The following is a 21,584-nucleotide window of genomic DNA, read 5'->3' as shown; positions in this document are numbered from 1 at the left end:
CAATATTGTTGATTTTTTTTAATCTAAAAATTCACCGGAAACATAATACCAGCGGTCATGCATTTTTTGGAAGACAGAAAATTCATGATGGAGCTGAGGATTTCCGTCCTGATCCGTGTAATACGCTTTAAACTCTACATGATTCAACGCAGGAGTCTGAATAATTTCCAGTTTCGTCCACTGGTTGATTTCTCCCCATTCCTGAAGGTCTTTTTTACTATGAAGCTTTCGTTTTCCAGGTAAGGTAGTCTCCATTAAGTACTCTCCGTTGGGAATCGCAAAGGCGGAAAACCGGGAACGCATTAAAGCTTCGGCTGTGGGAGCATGCTGTTCTCCGGTATGATAGGGTTTGCAGCATTCTTCATAGGGTTTTCCTGAACAGCAGGGACAATTCATGAGTATGATAATTTGTAGATACAAAAATAGCAAAAGATTTACAGTTATAATGAGCAATAGATCCATAAAAAAAAGAAGCACGTATTACGTGCTTCTTTTTCAATATTTATTTAATAAATCCTCTGTTTCTCAATAAAGGTTTAATATCCGGATCATGTCCTGTGAAATCTCTGAATGCCTGATTAAGGTCAACAGAATTTCCTACAGAAAGAATATATTTTCTGAAACGGTCACCGTTTTCTCTCGTCAGGCCGCCGTTATTGCTGATCCATTCCCAGGCATCGTTATCCAATGTCTCAGACCATAAATAAGCATAATATCCTGCGGAATATCCACCGCCCCAGATATGGGCAAAATAAGGAGTATGATATCTTGGCGGAACCGTTGCCAGCGTAAATCCGTGGCTTGCCAGTGATTGTTTTTCAAAATCTAACACGGGGATCAGCTGACTTTCATTGGTCACTGTATGCCAATCCATATCAAGTTCTGCAGCAGAAACAAGTTCTGTTGTCATATATCCCTGATTGAAAGTTGCTGCTTTCTTGATTTTATCAACCAAAGCCTGAGGAATAGGCTGCTTAGTCTCATAATGAAGGGCATAGTTTTTCAGAACCATAGGATCTAAAGCCCAATGCTCGTTGATTTGCGAAGGAAATTCCACAAAATCTCTCGGAACGTTAGTTCCTGAAAGTGAAGGGTATTTTTGGCTCGCAAACATTCCGTGGATAGAATGTCCAAACTCATGGAACATCGTAGAAACATCATCATAGCTTATTAATGAAGGCTTTCCTGGAGCTGGTTTCTGATAATTATAACAGTTGACAATTACCGGTTTGGTTCCCAAAAGATAAGACTGTTCCACGAAGTTACTCATCCATGCCCCTCCATTTTTAGAATCTCTCGTATAAAAATCAAGATAATAGATGGCAATAGATTTTCCGTCATGGTCAAAAACCTCATAAGTTACCACATCCGGATGATATACCGGAAGATCCGTTCTCTTTTTAAAAGTAAGGCCATAGAATTTTTCAGCAGCGTAGAAAACTCCTTTTTCCAACACGGTAGTTACTTCAAAGTAAGGCTTGATCTGGTTTTCATCCAGGTCATACTTTGCTTTTCTTACCTGCTCAGAATAGAAATTCCAGTCCCATGGTTCTACCTTGAAACCACCTTTCTGCTGGTCGATCAGTGCCTGAATATCTTTTGCTTCACGCGCAGCCGTTTCTACAGCGGGAGTCGCGATCTGATTCATTAATTTAGTAGCTGCTTCCGGAGTTTTCGCCATCTGGTCCTGAAGCTTCCATTCTGCAAAACTTTTCTTATCCAGCGTTTGTGCTTTTTTCAATCTGAGTTTAGCCAGTTTTTCAATGGTTTCTCTGGTGTCATTAGCATCCCCTTTTTCAGCTCTTAACCATGAAGCTTTGAAGAGTTTTTCTCTCGTTGCTCTGTTTTTTAAGTTTTGCAATAGAGGCTGCTGAGTGGTATTTTGTAAAGCCAGAAGATATTTTCCGGGCTGTCCTGCATTTTTAGCATCTGTTGCGGCAGCTTCAATTTCGTCAGCAGAAAGTCCATCCAGTTCTTTTGCATCGGAAAAGAAAACTCCACCCTGCTTTCTGGCCTCTAATAATTTATTGGCATATTGGGTGGAAAGTGATGCCAGTTCCTGGTTGATCTGCTTAAGTTTTTCTTTGTCAGCCGAAGAAAGATTAGCACCTGCGATTTCAAAATTTTGTTTGTAATACTGTACCAGTCTTTTCCCTTCTGCATCCAGACCATCTTCTTTAATGGATTGTATTCTTTTGTAAAGGTTTTCATTCAGATACATTTTATCCGAATGTGCCGCAAAGATGGGAGCATATTCCTCATCTAAAGCCTGCAGGGTAGGATTGGTATTCGCACTGGTAAGATTGGAAAATACAATCGTGGTTCTTTTCAGCACTTCACCGCTTTTTTCCAACGCGACAATAGTGTTTTCAAAAGTGGCAGCAGCAGGATTATTGGCGATTTTTAAAATTTCAGCATCATGCTGTTTCAATCCGAAATCAAAAGCCGGTTTGAAATGTTCATTTTTAATTTTATCAAATTCCGGAGCCTCATATTGAAGCTTACTTTTCTTCATAAATGGATTAGAAGATAAGGAAGAATCCGGTACAGGAACTTCCTGTTGAGTATCGGTTTTTTTCATTGTAGTACAAGATTGATTTAATGCCAAAGCAGAAATTAACAATACCGATGAAATATTTTTCATAAATTAGTTGTTATTAAAGTATAAAGATATTAAAAACTTAATTTATAAAACGGTAAACATGAAATCAACAACTCTTTTTATTTTTTCAGCCTTCGTGCTGCTATCTTCATGCAATGAAAATCATGACAGAAGGAACAGAGAAAAAAGCGGCTGGGTAGAAAAGGTAATCAATAAAGATAGCGGTCCTACAAAGCAAAAAGAATTTAAAGGCGATTTTGATGAAATTGAAGTCTCTCAGGCAATTATGGCAGAAGTGATAAAGTCTGAAACAGAGAGAGTGGTTATTTCAGCTCCTGAAAGTATTATCGATGAGGTGCTTGTTGATAATGACAACGGAAAGCTGCACATCCACTACAAGTCTGGTATCAGGGTGACGAACAGCAATAAAGTTTCGGCAAAAATTTACACTAAAGATTTTACAAAAATTAATGCCAATTCTGCAGCCAGTATTGTGGTTAAAGATAAATTTACCCAGGAAAAAACAGAGATAGAACTTTCCAGTGCTGCGAGTATTACCGCTGATATCGAAGCAAATAAGCTTGACATTAATGCAGGCAGCAGCTCAAGTTATCAAGGTAAAATATGGGCTGTTGATTTGGATATTGAAGCTTCTTCAGGATCAAGCATGACCATTTCAGGAAAGGCTAAAAATACGGAGATCAGTTCTTCGTCAGGAAGTAGTATATCGGCAAAATCTATTGTTACAGACCATATAAAAGCAGATGCTTCAAGTGGGGCTAATTTAGAAATCAGTGCAAGTTCAAGTATTGATGCAGAAGCTTCTTCAGGAGGAAGTGTTACCGTGTACAAAAAAGGAAATGTTACAACGGTTAGAAAAGAAGAAAATAGTGGCGGAAGCGTAACGATTCAGTAAATTAATGGTCGGTTTCCTCATCTTCTTCATCTTCTGATGTGGAACCTTCCCAATTTTTATTATCAAAATTAAGATTATCATAAGCCAATAATTCCTCCTCACGCTGGAGGAATTCTTTTGTTGTAAATAATAAGATTTCATCCTCAGTATCTTTTGCTTTAGCTAATCTTCTGATGGATGCCTTATCTATAGCCATAAACCTTTGCCCAAGACGTCTTGCAGCATATTTTCTCATACCAGTCTCGTTGAGCAGGTCTACTGCCATGTCTACTGCAGTACCTAATGTTTCCCTGTAAATATTCTCAATACCGTTGTTAAGATAATCATAGGCGTCAATTCTGTTTTTTGCTCTTACAAAGATTTTAACTTTCGGATAATGCTCGCGGACAAGATCAGCAATGAACTTATTATCGTCTGCATCGTCAAGACATAATACCAAAATTTCGGCATCTTCAATTCCTGCAGCCCTCAGGGTTGGAATTCGGGTGGCATCTCCATAATATACTTTAAAACCATAACTTCTCAACAGTTTTACCCGGTCTGAATCCCTGTCCAAGACCGTTGCAGAGATTTTATTCGCTTTTAAAAGACGACCTACGGTACTTCCAAAGTGTCCGAATCCAACAATAATGATTTTCTTCTGGCTTACATCATTGTCCAGAATATTGAAGTCATTTTCCTCATCCGGTACTTCTTTAATGAATTTTGGAGTAATAAACTTTTCATTAATAATCAGAAGAATAGGAGTAATACACATGGTAATAGCAGTAACAGCCATCATCTGGGCATTGATCTCAGGGCTTAAAAGATAAAGATCCGAAGCATAATTAATCAGTACAAATGCAAATTCCCCAACCTGCGAAAGGGCAAATGCATAGAAAAAACTTTGAGGTGTATCCAGCTTGAAGAATTTTCCGATAGCATACAGCACAATAAATTTTATAGCCAATACCGCGAAAACAGTACTAAAGATAAATAATGGATCATTCTGAATGATATTAAAATTGATCGTAGAACCCACACTTACAAAGAATACTGCCAATAATAATCCTTTGAAGGGATCGATCTGAGCTTCCAGTTCATGACGGAATTCACTGTTGGCAAGCATCACTCCTGCAAGGAAGGCGCCTAATGCCGGAGACAGTCCAATGGCAACCATCAGCTCTGAAACACCGATCACGAGAAATAGGGAAGAGGCGGTTAATAATTCAGTCATGCCCGATTTGGACACATATCTAAGAAATGGAACAAATACATACCTGCCCAGTAAAATTAAAATGGCAACACCTAAAATCACCGTTCCTGCCTGAAGCCATTCCGGGAGTTTCTGAATGATAATTTGAATTTCATTATTGTGATGGGTTGATTTATAATTAGCAATAAGCGGTAAAATGGCAAGAATAGGAATGACGGCAATATCCTGAAACAATAGGGTAGAGAATGAAGCCTCCCCAGCCATTGTTTTGAAATTATTTTTTTCCTGAAGCGTCTGCAGCACAATAGCAGTGGAAGATAATGCAAAACACATTGCGACGGCAATTGCCATATCGATTCTCCAGCCGGCACTAATGAAAACTACAAAAAGCAGCGCAATAGTAAGGAGCATCTGAGTGAGACCCAATCCCATTATTTTCTTCCGCATATCCCAGAATTTCCGGGGTTCCAGTTCCAATCCAACTAAAAATAAAAGCATGATGACTCCAAATTCGCTGGCATGCATGATATCGTTAACATCTTTCCCGGTAAGTTTAAGAACATAGGGACCAATAATGATCCCTCCCAAAATATATCCAATGACAGAGCTTAGTCCAAATTTCCTGGCAAGCGGAACCATAATAATGGCAACGCCCAAGAAAATTAATGTATTCATCGCTAAGCTGGACTCCATATTTTATTGGTTTAGAAGTGCGGTAAATTCTTTTTTATGTAAAATAATTTCTTTTTTAGTCAGTTTATTGGCTTCATAAACGATTTTGATATGTTTGATATCCGCCTTGAAAACCTTCAGGGAAACAATCAGCCCGCTGATGAGCTCATCAATTGTATATTCATAGGTTCCGGTCTTACTGAATGATCTTTCTTTGCCTCCTGTGGTCACAAGGATATACACCTCTTTGCCTTCCAGCGGATTATATTCTCCTTCCTTTAGCCAGTCACGGTCGAACACTTCATCGATCCATAACCTTAACAAAGGCGGCATTCCGAACCATATGATAGGAAACTGAAAAATAAAACGGTCATAGTTTTTCAGCCGTTTTCTTTCTCTGAAAGCAGCAATGTGAAAATCAGGGTATTCTTCGTATAAATCTCTTAAAGTGAAATGCTGATGACGGACATAGAAATTGAAGAGCTCTATATTTGAGTTTGAGTGCTCTAAATATGGATGTGCAAAAACGACTAATGTTTTTTTCAAAATCTCCCCTTTCTGTAAATATAATAAGATTTTTTCACAAAAAGGGATATAATTTTATCTTATAAAAACTATAACCGGAGTTATAGTTTTTATAAGATAAAATTATATGTTTTAATTACTTGGTCTGAATGCGGTCCAGTTTGATCCGTCACTCACAAACATCACTGTTTTGGTTTTGCTGGAATGGTTGTCCAATCCGATCATATACATATTATTGGCTCCTCCAATGCTTGAAGCGTCAATAATCTGTCCGGCGGGAGTGATTATTTCAGCAGTAGTAGTGGTTATATTTCGGATGAAAATAATAGCACCCGGAGCTGCTGTAGGATTAGGCAGGATAAAATCATCATCTTGTACTGCCGGCTGTACATTCACCACTGTACTCGTTATTTGAGATCCGTTACTTGTTAATGTTTGAGGAGTAGAGCTTATAACACCATTTACTTCAAGTTTTGTTTTTGCTGTTCTTACCGTAGGGTCTACACCGATTCCCATATTCCCATTATTATCTATCGAAGAATTATAATGATTAACGTAATTGCCTGTATTGGTAGGAGAGGTTCCGAACCAGATTTCTCCTCCTGCATTTCTTCCTGTTCTCATGACGACTGAAGAAAGTAAATGAGGAGCCGTAAGGGTTTGGTTGTAGGCATATCCTTCAAAAGCGGCTATACTTCTGCCGGCGCCTACCGTTTGAGGAGCGGCCGGAGTTCCGTCAAACAGTGCATTATGATATGCTATCGCCTGGTCTGTGTTTCCATTAGAAAAGAGTCCCATGTTTACATCAGCATTTCCGTTTCCAACCATAGTGAGTAGATCTATAGGTGTAGTTGTTCCTATCCCTACCTTGCCATCTTTGGTCACGACAAAATCGTTGAGTTGCTGCATTAAATTTGAAGTGGTTCCGTTATCTTTATTACCATCGATATGAAACATGGCTTTTGGGTCACTCGTGTTTATTCCGACCTGAGCGGTCGCAACCAACGGAAATAATAGTACTGATAATCTGATAATTTTTTTTTTCATTGTAATGATTTATATATTGTGTGTTTTTTTTAATGAATTTACCATCCTCCGGATGCGCCTCCGCCGCCGAAGCTTCCACCGCCGCCGAAGCCTCCAAATCCGCCTCCGCCGCCTGAACTTCCGCCACCGAATCCACCACCTCCAAAACTGCCTGGGAATGGGAAAAATCCACCGGGATAATTTCTACGACCTCTTCTGGAAATGATAACATCGTCGTCGTCATTATTTCCACCGCCTCCGCCACCTTTATTTCCAAAAAAGATAACGATGATCAGGAAAATAACAAATGCTATAATAAGAATTTTAACCGTACTTCCATTTCCGCCATTGTCCTGTGCTGCAATAGGTTTGAATTTTCCTTGTACAGCTTCCATGATAGCCGATGTACCACCATTTATCCCTTCATACCAAAGTCCTTTCTTAAAATTAGGAGTAACGATATAATCTAAAATCTGGCCGGAAACCGAAGCGGTAAGATATTGTTCAACAGCGCGTCCCTGCTGTATAGACATGGTTCTATCCTGTGTCGCAATTAAAAAGACCACCCCGTTATCTACTTTTTTCTTTCCGATACCCCATTGCTCACCGAACATGGTCGCCAGGAAATTCACATCCTGCCCATTTGTAGAAGGAATGATGATCACTTCAATTTCTGTAGAAGTAGAATCGGCAAACTTGATAAGCTTGTTATTCAGTGCATCTTTTTCCTGCTGGGAAAGTAATCCTGCTTCATCGTACACAGGGTAGAGAACAGCCGGTTTTTTAGGAATAGTATATTGTGCTGATACAAAAGTGTAAAAGCATACTAATAGGAATGAAAATAGTATTTTAAGAGAAGGTAATCTCATTGGGGAGCTCGTTGGTGTTTTCTCCTTGTACAGGAAAATATTTTTTTAGTTCAAGACCTGTTTCCAGAATAGCACTTTTTAATGCCTTGTGATAATTGCCTTTGGCAAATTCAGAAGTTATATAGTCATGCAGGTGGTCCCAGTATTCTTGCTGTACCCTTTCATGAATTCCGACATCTCCGATAATGGTAAGGTATTTTTTTTCGAAATTGATGTGGAAAAGCACGGCATTTCTTTCAGCAGTTTTATGCATATCAAGTTTTTTAAAAACCTGATATGCTTTTTCTGCGTGATGATCTTCTGTATTGGCATCAATGTGCACCCTAATCTCACCTGTAGAATGCTGTTCTGCAGACTGGATTGCCTCTACCAAAGAAGCCAACTGCTGATTGGTTAAAAAGTTGCTCATTATTCTGTGAAAGCATCAGGAGCTTTGTTGGCACCTGCTTCAGCTTTGAATAAAGGTTTTTCTTTAAAGTTTGTGAAATTAGCCAGGATATTATTCGGGAACTGTTTGATAGTCGTATTATAATCCTGAACACTACTGTTGTAATATACTGTTTCAGTTCGTATGCTGTTTTCAATGGCAATATATTCTCTTTGGAAATTGATATACTGCTGATCTGCTTTTAAGTTAGGATATTGTTCTACCACAGCCATTAATCTACTTAATGAACCGGATAGTTCTCCTTGTGCTGCCTGAAATTTAGCAAGATCCGCTTCTGTCATATTCGTAGGATCAATATTAATAGAAGTAGCTTTAGAACGGGCTTCAATTACTTTCGTCAATGTTTCTTGTTCAAATTTTGAGTATGATTTTACCGTTCTCTCTAAATTCGGAATCAGGTTGGCTCTTTTTTGATAAACAGTTTCTATATTAGACCATTTGGTATTGGCATCCTGTTCTTTTTGTACAAAATTATTGTATCCGCTTTTACCCCAGAAAAAGATAACAGCAACAATGATAAGAAGAGCAATACCGATCGTTCCGGCGCTTAGACAGCCTTTGTTTTTCATAATTTATTTTTTTAAATTTTTTTTGTGCTAATCAAATATACAAATTATGTATTAATTTTGCAGAAAATTATTTTAATGGTAACAATTGTAGTGGCGATAGGGAAAAATAACGGGATTGGTTCAGGTAATCAAATGCTTTGGCATCTTCCGAAAGATCTGAAACATTTTAAAGATACGACCACTGGATATCCTGTAATTATGGGAAGAAAAACTTTCGAAAGTATCGGGAAAGTACTTCCTAACCGTACCAATATTGTCATTTCAAGAAAACAAGACTGGTTTGAAGAAGGGGTTTTAATCGTGGGAAGCATCAAAGAGGCCGTAAAATTTGCCAAGAAAATTGATGAGAATGTTTTCATCATTGGGGGCGGAAATATTTATAATCAAACGATGGATATCGCAGACAAGCTTGAAGTTACTGTAGTAGATGCAGAACTGGAAGCGGATACGTTTTTCCCGAAAATTGATCCTAAAATCTGGAAGAAAACGAATGAGGTATGCCACGAGAAAGATGAAAAAAATCCTTACGATTTTTGTTTTCAAACCTTTGAAAGAACTGAAGTTAAAAAGGCTTAATCCCAGATTATCAGACAAGGTTTACAGAATATCAGAGATTGTGAAGCTTTAAACGCTGAACCTTAAACTTTAACCTTAAATTTATTATCTTTGCACTTCTAAATTTTAATTTAATAATGAATAAGTACATAAAAATTGTAGTAGCAGCACTTCTTATACTTGCCGGGCTTTATATGATGTTTTTCACAAGAAGTTTGGGTTGGGGGATCGTAGTTTTCCTTCTTGCAGCAGTGCCTATTTTACTTTTCTTTAAAAATGAATATATCCTTTTGGCTTTCTGGCAGTTGAGAAAGCAGAATATGGAAAAAGCAGTAAAATATCTGAGCGGAGTTACCAACTACCAGACTCAGCTTCATAAGACGCAGTATGGATATTTCCATTATCTGCAAGGGCTGACGTTAGCACAGGAACATCCTACGAAAGTAGAACCTTTAATGAGAAAAGCATTAGAGTATGGTTTGAATATGAAACATGACAGAGCGATGGCTACTTTAAATCTTGCAGCATCTGCCATTTCTAAAGGTAAAAAACAAGAAGGACAGAAATTGTTGGAAGAAGCAAAAAGATTAGACAGCGCAGGAATGATGACCGATCAGATCAAAATGATGAAAGAGCAGTTGAAAATGCCTTCTATGCAAAAGCATATGCACAATCCTAATATGAGACAAAGAGGAAAATTCTCTTAATAAAAAGTAATCATAGAAATATTGAAGTCCTGATTTTGTCAGGACTTTTTATTTTTTGGTAATCGAAAGGAAGGAGAGAGCCAGTTTTCAACTGATTCTTATATTACATTTCCGAACTATGGTCATGTCCATAAAATTTTGGAATCTGCCAGTGATATTTCACGGCAAAAGTACGGATGGCAACGATCAGAAGAATGGTGAAAATCTGAATAAAGGTATAGGAAAGTGGTGAAAATTTCGTCATGAGTAAAAATGCCGAACCGCCTACAATACATGCTGTGGCATAAATTTCTTTTCTGAAAATCAACGGAATCCTGTTGAGCAGAATATCCCGGATAATCCCACCAAAGCATCCGGTAATGGTGCCGAGCCCGATACATATTAACGGGTGGATATTCACATTAATTCCTTTCTGAATACCGATAATCGTAAATAAACCCAATCCGAAACTGTCGAAAATAAATAAAGTAACCTTAAAGTTTTTCTCCAGAGATTTGAAGATCATTGTGAATATACTGGTCATAATGATTACCCCACATGTGAGTAGATCATGCATCCAGAATACGGGAATATCCAATAATAAGTCTCTTACTGTCCCGCCGCCGACAGAAGTCACAAATGCAATAATAAGAACGCCAAATGGATCGAGACGTTTCTGCATGGCTGCAAAGCTTCCCGACATTGAAAAGGAAATGGTTCCCAGTATTTCTATAATAAAATTAAACTGTTCGTGCATGGGTGGATGATCCGTGATAAATGATAAAAAATTCGTGATTTCTCATAAGCAAATCTTTTACCATTTACCGATGATCATTTATTTTATTACTTTTTCAACCCGTACAGAATCCGGAACCAGAAGTTCATATTCTCCGCCGTGGTTAATAATTTCTCTCACAATGCTGCTGCTGATGAAAGATTTTCCAGATGAGGTTAATAAGAAAACGGTTTCTAACTTTTTATGAGCCAACGTTCTGTTGGTGTGAGCAATTGCTTTTTCAAATTCAAAGTCAGCAGGATTTCTTAAGCCTCTAAGGATGAACTGAGCATTTTTTTCAAAGCAGAAATCTACCGTCAGACCTTCAAAATAATCGACTTCCACATTAGGGAATTCTGCTACTGAATTTTGGATGAACTCTATTCTTTTCTCTATAGGAAACATGTATTTTTTCTGAGAATTCTGCCCGATTGCGATAATTAATTTATCAAAAAGGGGAGCCGCTCTTTCTATAATGTCGTAATGTCCTAAGGTAATAGGATCAAAAGATCCCGGGAAAACAGCGATTTTCATACTTACTTTGATTTTTTAGCTAACGCTTTTTCAACTTCGTTTCCACAAAGATCTGTGACAGAGATTCCGTAATGTCTGGCTTGCTGAGGAAGAATACTGGCTGGGGAGAATCCTGGATTTGTATTCATTTCAAGCATATAAGGAATTCCATCCATCAGAATGAATTCACTTCTTGAAAAACCGCTCATTCCCAGAGAATCATACGCTCTTTTAGCAATTTCTTCCACTCTTTTTGTGGTTTCTTCATCGATTCTTGCGGGTGTAATTTCTTCAGAAGCTCCTTCATATTTAGCTTCATAATCAAAGAATTCATTGGTAGGAACGATTTCTGTGATGCCAAGGACAATTGTTTCTCCTTTAAAATCAATAACGCCTACGGAAACTTCCATTCCGTCCAGGAAACTTTCAATTAATATCTCGTCATCTTCTTTAAAAGCCACCTCTGTAGCAGCGATTAATTCTGATTTCTCTTTTACTTTTGTTATTCCAAGCGATGAGCCGGACTGATTGGGTTTAACGAAAAGCGGAAGCCCCAGGTTTTCTACAATCTCATCCGTATTGATAGGCTCTCCCTTTCTTAGATATACACTTTTCGCAGAAGGAATTCCATATTTTGACAATACAGCTAAGGTATCTTTTTTGTTGAACGTTAATGCGCTCTGATAAAAATCACAGCCCGTATACGTCTGTCCGATAGCATCCCAGTATGCCTGAAGGATTCCATTTTCTCCCGGAGTTCCGTGAATAATATTAAAGCATACGTCAAATTTCAGTTGCTCCTGAGTATCTAACGTCACGGAGAAATCTCCTTTGTTGATCTCGTATTTTTTGTCATTTTCTCCTAAAAAATACCACTCATCTTTAAGGATAACGACTTTGTGTACATTATAAAGATCTCTGTCTAAAGAATCATAGATTAATTGACCGCTTTTTAATGACACAACATATTCATCAGAATAGCCTCCCATTACTACGGCAACATGTTTTTTGCTCATAATCATATAGTATCAATTGAGGCAAATTTAATCATTTTATGCAATGCAATATGGGAAATTCCAAAATTTTAAAATCGAAAATGAATTGTGTTAAATAAAAAGCACATTCTAAAATTATTAGCTATATTTGCCGTTATAATTAAAGTATTTTTTAGTATGCTTAAATCACTTTTCAATTGGAAAGTTTTAGTGAACTTATTAGTAGCCATCGTTGTTTTTGTGGGGTTGGTTTGGCTTACATTTCGTTGGTTAGAATATCATACTAACCATGGTCAGGAAGTACCCGTTCCAAACGTTGTTAATAAATCCGTACACGATGCTGTCAAAATATTAGATGATGCCGGACTTGAATATGATGTAGACAGTGCTAATTATGATCCTAAATACAGACCGTTCCAAGTGCTTCAGGTCTATCCTTCGCCGGGTTCCCGTGTAAAGGATGGCAGAACAATTCGATTAAGAGTTAACCCTAGAACTTGGGCTCAGATTGCTATTCCGGACGTTATCAATAAATATTCCGGTCTGGGCTTCCAGAGATTGGATCAGGTAGGTCTGAAGGTGGGTGATACCATCTATGAACCGAGTATCCAGAAAGATGCAATTCTTAGAATATTATTTAAAGGAAACTCAGTGAAACCGGGTACCCGTATTCCTAGATTTTCTGTGATTGATGTTGTGGTAGGATCCGGTCCTATGAGAAATATTTCAATTCCGAATGTAGTAGGACTCAGCGTTAAAGAAGCAAGAATAGTTATTGCAAAAAGTATGTTTGAAGTAGGCCTTGTAGATCATGAAGATGGCAGCAAAGATGAATCTGATATTATTTACTATCAGGATCCAGCAGCAGGAGATGTCCGTGACCAGGGAATGCAAATAGATCTTTGGGCCAGTAAGAAAACGCCGGCAGAGCTAAGAGCAAAAATAGACCAGCTGAACTCATTATACCGTATGAAGGTAGATACTTCTCTTCCTCCGGTACATTACGATGAAGTTCCTGCTCATCAGGAACCAAGCTATGATCCGGTGCCTGTTGCTCCAATACCGGTGCCTAAAAAAGAAGTTCCGAAACCGGAGCCTGTGAAACCAGAAGCTACTAAACCGGCAACTACAACAGAAAATAAGCCTAAAACTCCTGCAAGCAGTACTGCTGCCAATACAGGAAATAGTCATAAACCAGCTGCTTCCACTACACCACAGCAGCCTGCCCAAAAGCCAAAAGCTAAAAAGGTAGTAGTAGAATAGCATATAATTATTATTAAAAATATAGGCTTCAACTTTCAAAACGTTGAAGCCTTTTGCGTAAAAATAAAAAAGAATGGCAGAAGATAACGAGGATTTTTTAGATGAAGAATTATTAGATTCCGGGACGATTGATACCGTTGATATCGACGAGGAAAATAAAGGATTATATGAACATCTTAATATCACTGTTGACAACAAGCAGGAGCCGCTGAGAATTGATAAATTCTTATTAATATACAGACAAAACTCCTCAAGAAATAAAATTTCCCAGACCTGCAGGGCCGGAAATGTTGTGGTAAACGGAATTTCCGTAAAACAAAACTACCGTGTGAAGCCCGGAGATCAGATCTCTGTGCTGCTTGCTCATCCACCGAGAGAAAATGTAATCATACCTCAGGATATTCCGATCAATATTATATATGAAGATGATGACCTTGTGGTAGTAGATAAAGAACCTGGGATGGTGGTGCATCCTGGCTTTGGAAACTGGGATGGGACTTTAGTGAATGCCCTTGCATTTCATTTCGAAAAAAATGGAGCAAAATCTGATCTTGACAGAGTAGGATTGGTTCACCGAATAGATAAAGATACTTCCGGACTTTTAGTAATTGCTAAAAATGAATATGCATTAAGCTTTTTGGCCAAGCAGTTTTTTAACAGAACGACCAAAAGATTATACTGGGCTTTTGTATGGGGAAATCTGCAGGAAGATGAAGGCACCATAAAGGGCCATATCGGAAGGCATCCTAAAAACAGGATGCAGATGTCGGTTTACGAAGATGGAAGCCATGGCAAGCATGCGGTGACCCATTACAAGGTTTTAGAGAGGTTCCGGTATATGACTTGGGTGGAATGTAAACTTGAAACAGGAAGAACCCACCAAATCCGGGCACATTTTAAACACATCGGCCATACTTTGTTTAATGACGAACGATATGAGGGACATACTCCGTTGCGTGGAGTTAACCTGCCTAAGTATAAGCAGTTTATAAAAAATGTTTTTGATATTTTGCCTAGACATGCGCTTCATGCCCATACTTTAGGATTTATACATCCAACCACTAAAAAGGAATTGTATTTTGAGAGCCCAATGCCCCAAGATATGACGGATGCTGTAAAAAAATGGAGAATTTATTTAGAAAACTAAAAATATATTGAGAATTTTTTTATATTTGTTGAATTGAAATCAAGATTTGTTATGAGAAAACTATATGCTATCGTATGTTTAGCTCTTTTGTCGAATGCATACAAAGCACAAGAATCACTACCATACTATCAGCAATATCTTTTGGATGGTGAGTTCCTGTTCAACCCAGCTCAATACGGAAAGACAGATTACGTACAGCTCAACGCCAATTATCAACAACAATTTTCAAAGTTTAGCGAATCCCCAAATGTTCAGTCAATAGGGATCAATGCGAATATCTTCGATAGAGTGGGTGCTGGTATTTCTGTGTTTAGAGACAGCAATGGGCCTATTTCTGCTGGAGGAATTACAGCAGGTGCTTCATATTTTATTCCATTAAGTAGTGAAGGAGACAGAAAAGATCAGTTCTCTTTCGGTACCAGTGTAACGTTATATAATATGAATTTTGATTATTCAAAAATTAATACAGAAGATGGCGGAGATCCATTGTTACAGGGTAATGAGAGTAATATCTTTATGGCTTACGCAAACTTTGGTTTGGCCGCAACCTATAAAAATATCTTTGGAGGTGTTTCTGTAAACGATATCGCATTGAGCAACGATGCTTCTATTGTTAATAACTATGAGCCTTCTCCAATCAAGTTTTTCTTAAACCTTGGATACAACTGGAATATTGCAGATAATATTGCTTTAACTCCTTCAGTATTGGTGAATTTAAATACCAATTCAACAAGAATGGTGGATTACAACTTAATGGCCACTTTCGCGAATGAGATCAACGCATTCTCTTTTGGAGTAAGTTACCGATCTGTTCAGAATAGATTTGACCAACAACAATTAAGTGTTTCTCCAATCGTTAAAGTAAGATTTAACAAATTTATGATAGGTGCTACCTATAACCTCGGAATGTCTGACATTCAGAGCTATGGTGGAAATAGCTTTATGCTAGGCCTTGGTTATAACTTTGATAACTTTATTAATCATAGAGGATTTAGATATTAATCAATTTAATTTAAATAAATTTGAGCTCTGAATTTTTCAGAGCTTTTTTTATGATATATATTCACATCCCTTTCTGCAAACAAAAGTGCAGCTACTGCAATTTCCATTTTTCAACTTCTTTACAGTTTAAAGATGAAATGCTTGCTGCCATGAAGAAAGAAATTTTTCTCAGGAAAGATGAACTCGAAAATAAATCCTTGCAGTCTCTGTATTTTGGAGGCGGAACACCCTCTATTCTTTCTGCTGACGAAATCAATTCTTTAATAGATGAGGTGTTGCGCTATTTCAGTTTTGAAAAAGATATAGAGATTACCCTCGAAGCCAATCCTGATGATCTGGATAAGAACTTTCTCAAGCAACTATCCAATTCACCGGTTAATAGACTTTCAATAGGTACACAGAGCTTTTTTGATGAAGATCTCAGATTTATGAATCGTGCTCATAATGCTGCTGATGCAGAAGGATCAATAAAAAGAGCTCAGGATTTTGGATTTGAAAATTTAAGCATCGATTTAATTTACGGTTCACCAACTTCCAATCTTGAGATTTGGAAAGAAAATCTGAAAAAAACGATTGCTTTGGAAGTACCTCATATTTCCTCATATGCTTTAACGGTAGAACCGAAAACCACGTTAAATGACTGGATTTTAAAAGGGAAAGTTGCCAAACCCAAAGAAGAAGAGCAGAATAGAGAATTCTATTACTTATCAGATTTTTTAAAAGAGAACGGTTTTGAACATTATGAAGTTTCCAATTTTGCAAAACCAGGTTTTTATTCCAGACATAATTCTGCGTATTGGAAGTATAAAGAATATTTGGGAATAGGCCCGTCTGCCCATTCATACAACGGTTTTGATGTGCGCAGCTGGAACGTGGCCAATAATCAGCAGTATAATAAAAAACTAACTTTTAATTCTTTGGCTAAAGAAGAAGAAGTCCTTTCACAGGAAGACCAGTTTAATGAAATGATCATGATTGGGCTGAGAACCATCTGGGGCGTTGACCTCGAAAGTCTGAACAATAAGTTTTCAGAGCGAATTCTTGAACAATTTCAACGTGAAATAAAATCTAAAATAGAAGAAGGTATTTTAATGATTGAACAAAATCATCTGAAAATCCCGGAAGAACATTGGTTTATGGCGGATGGAATTGCCTCCGATCTGTTTATTGTATAATATTTTATCTTAAACAAGCGCAAATTCTTCAATTTATAAAGCTTAAGGCGATCAATTTGAATCCATATTGTCTATTGATTGGAGGTCTGGCGTAAATAAAGTATAAAATCTGGAATCTAAAATCTAAAATCTTTGTATTTTTGTAATAAATCTCAGCTCATTTGAAAACTAAAAAACAAGATTATTCGCATCTTTCGTCAAGCCAGCCTATCGGGATTTTTGATAGCGGAGTGGGAGGTTTGACGGTAGCTAAAGAAATCAAAAGATTACTTCCGAACGAAGACCTGATCTATTTTGGCGATACCAAGCATCTTCCATACGGTGAAAAATCTAAGGAAGCCATCATTGAATATTCTACAAAGATCACCAATTTTTTGCTCGAGCAAAACTGTAAAGCTATTGTCATTGCCTGCAATACGGCAACCGCTAATGCTTTGAACGAGGTGATGCAGTCTGTTGCAGGTAAGATTCCGGTGATAGACGTAATCAATCCGGTAGCTGAAAAAGTATCTTATGAAATTCATACGAATGTTGGAGTCATTGCTACAAAAGCAACGGTGAATTCAGGGCTTTACAAAAAGAGTATCAGAAAGCATAATAAATGGATTAAAGTAGATGAGCTGGCAACTCCATTGTTGGTTCCCGCTATTGAAGAAGGTTTCAAAAACCATCCGATTACCCATGCCATTATCTACAATTATTTAAGTAATAGCAAGCTGAAAAATATTGAAACCCTGATTTTAGGGTGTACTCACTATCCTTTATTGATTGATGAGATCAAACAGTATTACGGAAACCGTGTACGGGTTATTGATTCTCCGAATATTGTGGCCAATCATTTGAAGATCATTCTGGATAAATATAACCTCCTGAATCAACATAATCAGAAACCTAATTATCATTTCTATCTTTCTGATCTTACAAAGAATTTTGAGAAAATTTCCAAAAAGTTCTTTGGAAAAACTATTGATTTAGAATTGAAAGTATTATAAAAGATCTACAATAAGCAAATTGACTTACGGAATACAAAAAAAGACTCATTCAATGAGTCTTTTTTCTTATAGTTCTACAATGACCTGTTCTTTGCTTTGTCTTGTTTTAGGCGTTATATTAGGTTGATTACTGTCATTTTCAGCCTTAATTCCGAGCGCTACGGCAAATAAGGTTTCATAATTTTCATTGTTTAAAATGATATCATACTGATCGGGATCAATTCCTTCCATCGGGGTAGAATCTATGCCCATTTCAGCACATGCAGCAAGTAACACTCCCAGGGAAAGATAAACCTGATGGCCCATCCATGATTTGATCGCAGCTTCTCCTTTTGTTTTTACAAAATTTTTGTAAAAATTGACGGAACCTTCAGGTAACCTTTCTTCAATTTGTTTCTCAAAATCCTCAGCATGTTTTAAAACCTGAAAAACGATCAGATGGCTACTTTCCACTATTTTTTCCTTATTCCAATAGGATGCTTCTCCTAATTTTTCTTTGATGTCGGGATCGCTTACAAAAACGAAGTTCCATGGCTGGCTGTTGATGGAAGACGGGCTTAGCTGTACTATTTCTTTCAGCTGCTGAATCTTCTCTTCACTGATTTTACCTTGTGGATCATACTTTTTAACAGTATATCTCGATTTCATTTTTTCTAAAAAGTTCATAATATGTATACTATATTTTTTATAGTTACAAAATTAATTTAAGTTTAGTAACTTTGCAATAACGGTAAAAAAGGATAGTATAAAATGTATACAATAGATAACAAAGATTACCCATGCTGCACCAGTGTGACCATGAAATTTATAGGAGGAAAATGGAAAGCGGTTATTTTGTTTTATTTGCTGGATGAACCCAAAAGATATAATGAAATAAGAAAATTAATCCCAACCATCACAGAAAGAACGTTAAGCCTTCAATTAAAACAACTGGAGGAAGACGGGATTATCAACAGAAAGGTTTACACGCAAAAGCCACCGTTGATGGTAGAATATTCCTTAACGGATTTTGGAAAAACATTACTGCCTGTTTTACATGCAATTACGAAATGGGGAATTGAAGCTTCTGAAAGCTCAAAAAAAATAATCAGGAAAAAAGTTTCCTGATTATTCTATAGTTGTATTCTCTTCCTTATTAGGATCAAAGAAACTGAAACCTATGTTTCCGTATTTCCTTGTCTCCACATAATTAGGATGTTCAAATTTCATTCTGCTTTGATGCTCGATGATAAGAACTCCGTTTTCTTTCAGGTATTTATTATTAAGGACCAGAGAAATTAATTCGTAGTATTTTTTCTCTTCCATCTCGAAAGGAGCATCAGAAAAAACAATTTCAAAAGATTTTCTGTTTCTGAATTTTTTCAGCCAGTCGAAGACATCACCTCTTTGTACATTCACCTGCAGACTCATGTCCAGCTCAGAAGCCGTAGAGTTGATAAAACTGGTATGCTTAGGATTCATTTCTACGGAAGTTACATCCTTACACCCTCTTGAAGCAAATTCTAAAGAAATAGACCCGATTCCGGCGAAAAGATCCAAAGCAGCTATCGACTGCATATCATATTTATTTTCCAAAATGCTGAACAAAGCTTCTTTTGCAAAATCAGTAGTTGGCCTTACATCAAAATTTTTCGGAGCGGCTATTTTTTTGGCTTTCCATCTGCCTGCGATTATTCTATACATTATTTTTAGGGTTTAGGTTGAGTAAAAGAATCAGAAAAGGAACAAAACAAGTCCTTATTCTAATATTCTTTAGACCTTAATTCAAAATAAAATTCTTATTAGGGATATTATCAAATATAATTTTGAGATTCTTTACGAATTTCTGGAGTTCAGAGAGAAAAGTTTCATTTTCTGTAGTTTCTCCATAAGCATAGAAGTTGGTTTCGTTGATTCCAAAACCTATTTTGCTTAACGTAAACATAACGAAATAAAGAAAATCAACTTCTGAATTCACATCCAGATTGTTGTATAAGATTACTTTTTTGTTATCAATGGCGAAAAATTCACACTGATTATGATACAGATTGATATGAATTTCCTTATTGCTTTTATTGTTGATTGAGTTTAAAAATTTCTCTCCCGAAAAATTAAAATGCACCGGAATAGCCAGTTCTTTTATTTTTTTGTAAAAGTTTTTAGGAAACGTATAATAAAACTGAACATTGAACTTCTTGTTTATAGAAAGCATAAGCTCTTCTTTTTCCTTATCGGCGGGAGCATTATAGGCGATCAGCTCGAATCCATCCTCATGTCCGGAAAATCCTTCAGGCATTAAGGTAAAATGATTCAGCGCTGAAACCACCTGGATTTCATCAAACCTTTGCTTGATAAGAATTTCATCCAGCTTCTCTTCAATGAGATTTTCCGGAGTTTCTTCGGTAACGAAATAAGACTTTTCCTCCAAAATGCTTTTGTTTTTAGCAATCTGGTAGATTAATCCGTCTTTGGTAAAAAGTAAATTAAGTACGTTCATATTTCAATTAATGCAAATTTAGTGAAATTCTACCATAACAGCACCTGATTGATGGTGAAGTATTTCCTTGTTATAAAAATCCAATCCTCTCTGGCTTTCCAATACATCCAGCACCATTTTCTGAAGGATGCCGTCTCCGATCCCATGAACAATCTCGAGACGTTTCAGGTTATGTTTTCTGCAAAACTGTAAAATTTCCATCAGCTTTTCTTTTTGAAGGAAAAGTCTTTCATAGCTGTCATAATCTTGTGGGTTTTTAACTAAGTTATGAAAATGAAGATCCAATACAAGGCCGTTCTTTTGATGCTTTTTCGAAGTGTTTTTTTGAGGTTCAGCCTTTTTTACAATAGGAATATTTTCATACAAAGATGGATTTTTCGGAACCAGCTTTTCTTTGGAATATTGATAGGTGAATCCGTATTCATCTTTGAAAACCACAATATTTCCGTTAACCGAAGTCACCACTCCGCTTAAATCTTCATCCAATGCTGAAACTTTATCTCCAATCTTCATGTAATATAGTGTATAGATATGCTGTAATACGATTAATAATTAAGACTTTGGTCCCAGTTCAATAATTTCCAGGTCCTTTATTTCTTCACCATCGATCACAAAGCGCATCATGGTTCTCGTGGTATGCCATCCCTGCTTTCCACAGGCTCCGGGATTCAGGTGGAGAAGATTATTCTTTTTGTCAAACATGGCTTTTAAAATGTGAGAATGCCCTGAAATAAATAAAGCAGGAGCTTTTTCCTCTATTTCTTTTTTGGCTAAGGGAGAATACTTTCCAGGATATCCCCCGATGTGAATCATTAATACTTCTACATTTTCGCAAAAAAAACGGTTGACTTCAGGGAATTCAGAACGGATCTTGGCTTCATCAATATTTCCGTATACCCCCTTCAAAGGCTTGATTTTTTCAAGCTGTTCAATGACGTCCATATTTCCAAAATCTCCACCGTGCCAGATTTCATCAGCCTGTCGGGCATATTCCAAAATTCGGTCATCTATATAAGAATGGGAGTCGGAGAGAAGGAGTATTTTAGTCATCAGCACTTTTTTGCAAAGTTAAGAAAGATTTATTTTTTGTTACATGGAATTAAAAAATAAAAAAGTAACCTCAAGAATGAATACATTTTAAAGATTGATCTGATAAATGCTGCCGGATGGATGTGTATTTATA

At 37.0% G+C, this 21,584-nt stretch carries 25 protein-coding genes; 9 read left to right on the top strand and 16 right to left on the bottom strand.

What is annotated here, in order from left to right:
• Positions 1-18 precede the first annotated feature (18 nt).
• Both SB679_RS17590 and SB679_RS17585 read right to left on the bottom strand, forming a co-directional pair.
• On the bottom strand, positions 19-396 hold the full coding sequence (locus SB679_RS17590; RefSeq protein WP_410703568.1) for a YchJ family protein: 378 nt from the start codon (positions 394-396) through the stop codon (positions 19-21).
• Positions 397-502: 106 nt separating this feature from the next.
• Positions 503-2,644, bottom strand: coding sequence for a M3 family metallopeptidase (locus tag SB679_RS17585; RefSeq protein ID WP_410703567.1), 2,142 nt, complete (start codon positions 2,642-2,644; stop codon positions 503-505).
• A gap of 58 nt (positions 2,645-2,702) precedes the next feature.
• On the opposite strand from SB679_RS17585, the gene SB679_RS17580 reads away from it, so the two are divergent.
• Entirely contained in the window at positions 2,703-3,518 is an 816-nt protein-coding gene (locus SB679_RS17580) for a head GIN domain-containing protein (RefSeq protein ID WP_410703566.1), read from the top strand.
• A 1-nt stretch (position 3,519) separates the two neighbouring features.
• Here the strand turns inward: SB679_RS17580 and SB679_RS17575 are convergent, their stop codons facing one another.
• The 6 genes from SB679_RS17575 to SB679_RS17550 all read right to left on the bottom strand — a co-directional run bounded on the left by SB679_RS17575 (position 3,520) and on the right by SB679_RS17550 (position 8,822).
• Positions 3,520-5,406 carry a monovalent cation:proton antiporter-2 (CPA2) family protein gene (locus SB679_RS17575; RefSeq protein WP_410703565.1) on the bottom strand — a complete coding sequence of 629 codons (1,887 nt, stop codon included), beginning with the start codon at positions 5,404-5,406 and terminating at the stop codon, positions 3,520-3,522.
• 3 nt (positions 5,407-5,409) lie between these two features.
• On the bottom strand, positions 5,410-5,931 hold the full coding sequence (locus SB679_RS17570) for an NAD(P)H-dependent oxidoreductase (RefSeq protein WP_034712570.1): 522 nt from the start codon (positions 5,929-5,931) through the stop codon (positions 5,410-5,412).
• Between the two features lie 111 nt (positions 5,932-6,042).
• Positions 6,043-6,957, bottom strand: coding sequence for a hypothetical protein (locus tag SB679_RS17565; protein ID WP_410703607.1), 915 nt, complete (start codon positions 6,955-6,957; stop codon positions 6,043-6,045).
• A 38-nt stretch (positions 6,958-6,995) separates the two neighbouring features.
• Positions 6,996-7,805 (bottom strand): TPM domain-containing protein, encoded by an 810-nt coding sequence (locus SB679_RS17560; protein WP_410703564.1) that lies wholly within the window; start codon positions 7,803-7,805, stop codon positions 6,996-6,998.
• On the bottom strand, positions 7,786-8,217 hold the full coding sequence (locus SB679_RS17555; RefSeq protein ID WP_410703606.1) for a TPM domain-containing protein: 432 nt from the start codon (positions 8,215-8,217) through the stop codon (positions 7,786-7,788). Before SB679_RS17555 ends, SB679_RS17560 begins: the two co-directional genes overlap by 20 nt.
• A complete protein-coding gene (locus SB679_RS17550) occupies positions 8,214-8,822 on the bottom strand; it encodes a LemA family protein (protein WP_034712460.1) in 609 nt (202 codons plus the stop codon). The genes SB679_RS17555 and SB679_RS17550 overlap by 4 nt, the downstream gene beginning before the upstream one ends.
• A 75-nt stretch (positions 8,823-8,897) precedes the next feature.
• Between SB679_RS17550 and SB679_RS17545 the strand changes: the two genes are divergently transcribed.
• Positions 8,898-9,398 carry a dihydrofolate reductase gene (locus tag SB679_RS17545; protein WP_410703563.1) on the top strand — a complete coding sequence of 167 codons (501 nt, stop codon included), beginning with the start codon at positions 8,898-8,900 and terminating at the stop codon, positions 9,396-9,398.
• Positions 9,399-9,514: 116 nt separating this feature from the next.
• Positions 9,515-10,084: a DUF2892 domain-containing protein gene (locus SB679_RS17540; RefSeq protein ID WP_410703562.1), complete on the top strand. Its 570-nt coding sequence runs from the start codon at positions 9,515-9,517 to the stop codon at positions 10,082-10,084.
• Between the two features lie 103 nt (positions 10,085-10,187).
• Here SB679_RS17540 and SB679_RS17535 read toward each other — a convergent pair whose 3' ends face one another.
• The 3 genes from SB679_RS17535 to SB679_RS17525 form a co-directional block, all read right to left on the bottom strand.
• On the bottom strand, positions 10,188-10,820 hold the full coding sequence (locus tag SB679_RS17535; RefSeq protein WP_034712454.1) for a trimeric intracellular cation channel family protein: 633 nt from the start codon (positions 10,818-10,820) through the stop codon (positions 10,188-10,190).
• A gap of 78 nt (positions 10,821-10,898) precedes the next feature.
• Positions 10,899-11,372, bottom strand: coding sequence for a pantetheine-phosphate adenylyltransferase (gene coaD / locus SB679_RS17530; protein WP_034712452.1), 474 nt, complete (start codon positions 11,370-11,372; stop codon positions 10,899-10,901).
• 2 nt (positions 11,373-11,374) lie between these two features.
• Entirely contained in the window at positions 11,375-12,367 is a 993-nt protein-coding gene (locus SB679_RS17525) for a D-alanine--D-alanine ligase (RefSeq protein WP_410703561.1), read from the bottom strand.
• Between the two features lie 156 nt (positions 12,368-12,523).
• On the opposite strand from SB679_RS17525, the gene SB679_RS17520 reads away from it, so the two are divergent.
• The 5 genes from SB679_RS17520 (at position 12,524) to murI (ending at position 17,925) form a co-directional block, all read left to right on the top strand.
• Positions 12,524-13,609, top strand: coding sequence for a PASTA domain-containing protein (locus SB679_RS17520; protein WP_410703560.1), 1,086 nt, complete (start codon positions 12,524-12,526; stop codon positions 13,607-13,609).
• 73 nt (positions 13,610-13,682) lie between these two features.
• Positions 13,683-14,756, top strand: a complete 1,074-nt coding sequence (locus tag SB679_RS17515) for an RluA family pseudouridine synthase (protein WP_410703559.1) — start codon at positions 13,683-13,685, stop codon at positions 14,754-14,756.
• A 51-nt stretch (positions 14,757-14,807) separates the two neighbouring features.
• Entirely contained in the window at positions 14,808-15,758 is a 951-nt protein-coding gene (locus tag SB679_RS17510) for a PorP/SprF family type IX secretion system membrane protein (protein ID WP_410703558.1), read from the top strand.
• A gap of 59 nt (positions 15,759-15,817) precedes the next feature.
• Positions 15,818-16,933, top strand: a complete 1,116-nt coding sequence (gene hemW / locus SB679_RS17505) for a radical SAM family heme chaperone HemW (RefSeq protein ID WP_410703605.1) — start codon at positions 15,818-15,820, stop codon at positions 16,931-16,933.
• Between the two features lie 161 nt (positions 16,934-17,094).
• Positions 17,095-17,925, top strand: coding sequence for a glutamate racemase (gene murI, locus SB679_RS17500; protein ID WP_034712438.1), 831 nt, complete (start codon positions 17,095-17,097; stop codon positions 17,923-17,925).
• A gap of 66 nt (positions 17,926-17,991) precedes the next feature.
• On the opposite strand, the gene SB679_RS17495 is transcribed toward murI, so the two are convergent.
• Complete coding sequence (locus SB679_RS17495) at positions 17,992-18,591, bottom strand: nitroreductase family protein (protein WP_410703556.1); 600 nt, start codon at positions 18,589-18,591, stop codon at positions 17,992-17,994.
• Positions 18,592-18,675: 84 nt separating this feature from the next.
• Here SB679_RS17495 and SB679_RS17490 point away from each other — a divergent pair, with 84 nt between their 5' ends.
• Positions 18,676-19,032 (top strand): winged helix-turn-helix transcriptional regulator, encoded by a 357-nt coding sequence (locus SB679_RS17490; RefSeq protein WP_410703555.1) that lies wholly within the window; start codon positions 18,676-18,678, stop codon positions 19,030-19,032.
• Here the strand turns inward: SB679_RS17490 and SB679_RS17485 are convergent, their stop codons facing one another.
• From SB679_RS17485 to SB679_RS17470, 4 genes are all read right to left on the bottom strand, one after another.
• On the bottom strand, positions 19,033-19,608 hold the full coding sequence (locus tag SB679_RS17485; protein WP_410703554.1) for an RsmD family RNA methyltransferase: 576 nt from the start codon (positions 19,606-19,608) through the stop codon (positions 19,033-19,035).
• Between the two features lie 76 nt (positions 19,609-19,684).
• The gene (locus SB679_RS17480) at positions 19,685-20,401 is read right to left on the bottom strand and encodes a DUF3822 family protein (RefSeq protein WP_410703553.1); all 717 of its coding nucleotides are present in this window, start codon (positions 20,399-20,401) and stop codon (positions 19,685-19,687) included.
• 18 nt (positions 20,402-20,419) lie between these two features.
• Complete coding sequence (locus SB679_RS17475) at positions 20,420-20,914, bottom strand: Smr/MutS family protein (protein WP_410703552.1); 495 nt, start codon at positions 20,912-20,914, stop codon at positions 20,420-20,422.
• A gap of 39 nt (positions 20,915-20,953) precedes the next feature.
• Positions 20,954-21,451 (bottom strand): metallophosphoesterase family protein, encoded by a 498-nt coding sequence (locus tag SB679_RS17470; protein ID WP_410703551.1) that lies wholly within the window; start codon positions 21,449-21,451, stop codon positions 20,954-20,956.
• Positions 21,452-21,584: the final 133 nt, after the last annotated feature.

The organism is Chryseobacterium sp. SIMBA_029 (assembly GCF_046535275.1).
Classification (GTDB): Bacteria; Bacteroidota; Bacteroidia; order Flavobacteriales; family Weeksellaceae; genus Chryseobacterium.
The sequence above is the reverse complement of the archived record's forward strand: the minus strand, read 5'-3'. Positions and strand labels throughout refer to the sequence as shown.